General features: G+C 36.0%; 5 protein-coding genes. 4 read left to right on the top strand and 1 reads right to left on the bottom strand.

Annotated elements, in window-relative coordinates; translation table 11 throughout:
* A partial coding sequence (locus L652_RS0100470; protein WP_024603171.1) for a cation:proton antiporter occupies positions 1 to 484 on the top strand: 484 nt, incomplete at its 5' end.
* A gap of 103 nt (positions 485 to 587) precedes the next feature.
* On the opposite strand, the gene L652_RS0100465 is transcribed toward L652_RS0100470, so the two are convergent.
* Positions 588 to 1,046 (bottom strand): hypothetical protein, encoded by a 459-nt coding sequence (locus L652_RS0100465; protein ID WP_231616293.1) that lies wholly within the window; start codon positions 1,044 to 1,046, stop codon positions 588 to 590.
* Between the two features lie 468 nt (positions 1,047 to 1,514).
* On the opposite strand from L652_RS0100465, the gene L652_RS0100460 reads away from it, so the two are divergent.
* The 3 genes from L652_RS0100460 to L652_RS0100450 form a co-directional block, all read left to right on the top strand.
* Complete coding sequence (locus L652_RS0100460; RefSeq protein WP_002963253.1) at positions 1,515 to 1,922, top strand: hypothetical protein; 408 nt, start codon at positions 1,515 to 1,517, stop codon at positions 1,920 to 1,922.
* A 528-nt stretch (positions 1,923 to 2,450) separates the two neighbouring features.
* Positions 2,451 to 2,861 carry a hypothetical protein gene (locus tag L652_RS0100455; protein WP_004336087.1) on the top strand — a complete coding sequence of 137 codons (411 nt, stop codon included), beginning with the start codon at positions 2,451 to 2,453 and terminating at the stop codon, positions 2,859 to 2,861.
* 554 nt (positions 2,862 to 3,415) lie between these two features.
* Positions 3,416 to 5,565: PilC/PilY family type IV pilus protein (locus L652_RS0100450; RefSeq protein WP_024603170.1), on the top strand; the 2,150-nt coding region annotated here is incomplete at its 3' end.

Below are 5,565 nucleotides of genomic sequence, written 5' to 3'. Positions count from 1 at the left end.
AAGCCATTGGCATTTGTCGGGCCCACTTGCAATGGTAATGATGGGGTTAATGGTGGGTAATCATGGTCGCAGTATGGCTATGAGCGACAAAACACGCCATTACGTTGATTTATTTTGGGAGCTGATTGACGAAATTTTAAATGCCATTTTATTTGTACTCATAGGGCTTGAAGTCGTCATGATTGCATTTTCGAGTAATTTGTTTATTGCTGGTGGCTTAACAATTTTAATAGCGTTAATGGCACGTTTAATTGTTGTGGGTATAACAACCACTACATTTAATAAGCAATTAGAGTTGCCATCTGGTGCGTGGAAAGTTTTAACCTGGGGTGGCTTGCGTGGTGGTATTTCGGTTGCACTGGTATTGCAATTACCTGATGGGAACGAGCGCGATATTTTGTTGGCTCTTACTTATGCGGTTGTGGTGTTTTCTATTTTAATTCAGGGTTTGAGTATTGGTAAAGTAGCCAAAACTATCCGTTAAATATAAATCGGATAGATCAAACCTGTTAAATATAATTCTTTAAAAAGCGTGTGAAATAGCTGTATTTCACACGCTTTTTATTTTTCTTATAAGAAAAGGGCAATTAAAACGTAAAACTGAGCTGCACACCGCTGTAAATATGTTCTTGTGCTTCCCAGTAGTCGCCATCTATTTGGCGTGCTCGGGTAAATACTTCTATTTTAAATGGCTTAAAGTGATAACCCGCACCTATACCTGCGTAGCCGTCTATGTCGTTGTTCGATTTTTCTATTTGGTAGGTGTTGTCGCCCCTATCGTTTTTAAAGGCAAGTTCGAACAGATCTAAGCCAAGCTCGGCGTATATAAAAAAGTCATTAAAATAACCAAGCTTCATGCCGTTGTCCCACGTTATAAATTCTTCTTGCTCGCCTTGTTTATTATCGATTACTGCCGCGCCAATTGCGCTTGTAAAAACAACACCAAAGTTACTGTAATTTTGCTTAACCATCATTTCTACACCCGCAGATGTAATGCTGCTATCGCCATTAAATTCTGATTTTATAAACATACCGGTGTTAGGCATGTCATTACCGAGCAAAAGCCTTGCGTTAACATTTTGGCTAAATGATAAAAGCGTGCTTAATAAAACAAAAAGAGAAAGTATGTGTTTCAAAAAAGTTAACCCATTAATGATGAAAAGTTACCAGAGCTGTAATTATAAATACATGACTTAGTATTGCATGTAATTAAATGTATAAATTTGTTTGATAGTTACTCAGCTATGCCAAAGTAAGGTGTTTAAAATAAAACCAACTAAAAAAAAGCATAAATAATTATATACATTTTAAAACGTAAAGTAGCGATTTTAGGTACGATTATTGGTGCGTAAGTTGTTTAAATATATAGAAAAAGTTTAAACGTATTAGACTAAGGTCTATAGGTTAATTTTCTTCACTTATTAGGTTTGTTTTAATCGTTTGTCGGGGTTGTGTTAATTCTCTAAAGTTCAGTTGTCGGCAACAAGTACGACTTAACTTACAGGAAATTAATCATGAAATTTACACTTATCAAAACTATCGCTCTTAGCTCACTATTAACATGTTCAGCTGCTGCAATGGCTGATCAAAGTGATTACAAATTAATGGTTATTGAAACTGCAACAGCGCCACAGCCACTTGAGCAATCATTTAATAGCTGCGCACTAAATGTTAAGTCAAAAAATTACGCTGAGGCGGAAGCAATTTGTACTAAAGCAATCGCACTTTTAAAAGACGCAGATGGCCCTAAATTTAAAGTACGCCAACTTACGTCATTTGCATTAAGCAACCGTGGTGTTGCACGTTTAAAAGCGCATAACGATACAGCTGCACTTGCTGATTTATACGAGGCATCAAAATTGTCTAACAGCTCAATGGTATCGCACAACTTAACTCGCGCTAAAGAAGAATTATCGTTATAAAAAACCTTTATAACGTGTTTTATAAAGCGCTTACTAAAGCATGATATAAAATAGCGAGAGTAAAAAAGCCGATGTTGGGTTAAACCTCAATATCGGCTTTTTCGTGCTTATTAACTTTCTATTGTGTTATACCAACCCGCAATAATACTTAATCATTTTGCGGGGCTAAACGTGTCGCTACCTGCGTTAAAAAATTCTCATTTAGAACAACCAAATAGCGAATTTTTTGCCTAGCTATCAACACGTTTTTTCATCCTCAAAATAGATCACTTAATTAAGCGAATTGGTATTATTAAAAAATAATAAAACTGTATTCTGTTATTTATTATTTATTATTTATTATTTAGTGATTTTTATGGTTTTTAACTTATTGTAATTTCTGGGTATTTTTGTTGGTGTTAGACTAAAGTCTATAGTTTAGATTTATTCACTTATTAGGTTTGTTTTTATCGTTTGTGGTAATTGAGCTAACACTCTAAAGTTAAGTTGTCGGCAACAAGTACGACTTAACTAATTAGGAATATAATCATGAAATTTACACTTTTAAAAACCATCGCTCTTGGCTCATTATTAACTTGCTCAGCTGCTGCAATGGCTAATCAAGGTGATTATAAATTAATGGTTATTGAAGACTCTGTAACTGCAGCACCTGCATTTGAAAAATCATTTAATAGCTGTGCTTTAAATGTTGAAGCAAGAAACTACGAAGAAGCAGAAGCTATTTGTACACAAGCAATTGCATTGCTTAAGCAAAGCCATGGTCCGCGTTTAAAAGTACGTGAACTTACATCGTTTGCATTAAGTAACCGTGGTGTAGCACGTATTAAGGCTCAAAAAGACACTGCTGGTATTTCTGATTTATATGAAGCGGTTCAAATTTCTAAAAACTCACTTGTAACACATAACTTAACTCGCGCTAAGAAAGAGTTATCTTTATAAGAATGCTTGTATAAAACGCTTATAATTTAGCGAGAGTATAAAAGCCCATATTAGGTAGCACCTAATATGGGCTTTTTTGTATGTTTGAATAACCGTAGTTACCTATAAACACACTTCTTTTAATAAAACAGTTTTACTGAATAATAGTGTTTTTAAAGGTGATTTTTAGAGCCTTACGTTACTAATTTATATTGGTAAGTACTTGTTACCTAAAACATAGATCTATAAATATAGAAACATAGGTAAAAATATAGTTTTTAGCATGATTTAACTGTGCAGTAAAACGGGATTGTTTTATTTAAACTGTTGTTTTTAAATGATAATAAAACCTAATGTCTTTGACTTTAGTCTGTTTTTATTTAAAAATCGAAGTAATATATATTTTATAGCATTGACGCCACGTGGATGCTAATCACTGTTTTGTGATGAATAGCTAGATATGACTTTTGTTTTATTTTTAGTCCCACCTCAATATTACTAAAAATTAAACAGGGAATAGAGTAGTTATTAACTTGCGCAATAAAAATAAAAAGCGCAAATAAAGGGATTTAAAAATGCAATTTAAACTAAAAAAAATAGCTGCCTTGTTATTCGGGGTAGGTATTAGCGTTTCTGTATTTGCCGAAGATATAGAGCTATACGTAAACCATAATGTTGAAACCGACGAAAACCCTCGTGTACTTATTATTTTTGATACTTCAGGAAGTATGAAGACTAAGTTGCCTAATGGTGGACCTAGAAAAATCGATGCTGGTATAAGCGCGATGACCCAATTAGTAAATGATAACAGCTCGATTGATTTTGGTTTGATGCGTTTTAATGGCAATGATGGTGGCTATGTTATGGCTGGCCTAGGCTCCTCACATGACAAAATATTGGGTCAAATAAAAAAGCTGCCTGCTAGCGGGAATACACCTATTACTGAGACCTTATGGGAAGCTTACCTATATATGACTGGGCAGACGGTTTGGTATGGGCAAAATACGGACAAACGAGATACTACGATTGAGAGAGATCAAAGTGGTACTGATATACCTCGTTATGTTTCTCCTTTTCAACAGGCTGTTGGTGCAGATGAGCGTTGTGATAACTCAATTAGCTTAATATTAATGACTGATGGTGATCCGACACAAGATATTACCCGAAATGATGATATCAAATCATTATACAAATCTACTTTTGGTTCATATCCTAGTACTACAAGTAATAGCTATTTAGCCGCTTTAGCTCAAATAATACACGGTACAAGAGATGTTGAAGTTGACTTGTACGACACCACGCCAGAGGTTGCCGATACGGGGCGAGTTTTTACTATCGGTTTTGGTAGTGGCATGAGCACAAATGGTAAAAAGTTATTAGAAAAAACCGCTTTATTGGGCGGCGGCGAGTACTTACATGCCGATACATCGACTGAACTTTCTGAAGCGCTTAATAATACAATATCGAAAATACGCGAAGTTAACGATAGTTTTTCATCTCCTACGGTAGCAAGTAATAATGTTGACCAAACACGTAGCCGAGAGTCAATTTACTTTGCGATGTTTTACCCAGAAACAGGCGCACGTTGGAGCGGGAATTTAAAAAAACTAAAAGTATCAGGTGCAAATATAGTCGATTCAACTGATAAAATAGCCCTTGATGAAAATGGGTTAATTGATGAGAAAGCGCGAACTTTTTGGCTGCCAACTAATAAGCCTGCAGATGGGAATTTAGTAGCCCAGGGTGGCGTAAATTTACTTTTATCAACTTTAGACCCTGACAGTCGTAAAATTTACATAGATAAAACGGGCAGTATTATTGATTTTACTTTTGATAAAGTACAAACCATTTTAAATTTAGCGACAGGTACAGTTACCGATCTTGCCCCTGATTTGATTCCTAATATCGGGCTAACTTTACAGGAGAGTGATATTAGCTGGGCACGAGGGGTTGATGTTGACAATGAAGATGGTGATAACTCATCAGTAGATCAGCGAATCAATATTTTTGGCGACCCTTTGCATTCAAAGCCGGTATCTATAGATTACGGCGATGGAAGTATTCACATACTTGTTGGTACTAATGCCGGCTTTTTACATATGTTTGAAGACAAAGGCGATACTGTTGAAGAAAAGTGGGCTTTTACACCTGCTGCCTTATTAAAAAACATTCCTGCTTTGCGTAGTAATCTTGCAAATACAAAAGTGTATGGCATGGATGGGCCTATAAGTGTGTTCTTTAATAATAAAGGCTCAAATAGCGAAGGGTTAAACGATGGTGTTATTAGAGCAAGTGATGGTGATGAAGTGTGGGCATTTGCAGGTATGCGCAGAGGCGGTAAAAATTACTACGCGCTTGATATAAGTGACCCTAACGAACCTAAAAAATTATGGAATAAGCCTATTGTTGGTGGCTCAGAAGAATTTAAATATTTAGCGCAAACATGGTCTAAGCCTCAAATTGCATACATTAAAGCCTTTGGTGAGGATCCATTGCTAATATTTGGCGCAGGCTACGATACAAACAAAGATAATGCGATTAGAACAACAGATGAAACCGGGCTAGGTATCTACATTGTTAATGCTAAAACTGGCGAAAAGGTATGGGCGCTGACTCCAGATGAGCATGGTTTTACCGGAGAGCACAGTATTGCAGCGGATGTAACTACGCTTGACTCAGATTACGACGGGTATATCGACCGAATTTATGCAACCGATACTGGCGG

This window comes from Pseudoalteromonas sp. TB25, assembly GCF_000497995.1.
In the GTDB taxonomy this organism is placed as follows: Bacteria; Pseudomonadota; Gammaproteobacteria; order Enterobacterales; family Alteromonadaceae; genus Pseudoalteromonas; species Pseudoalteromonas distincta.
This window is presented reverse-complemented; position numbering and strand designations above follow the sequence as displayed.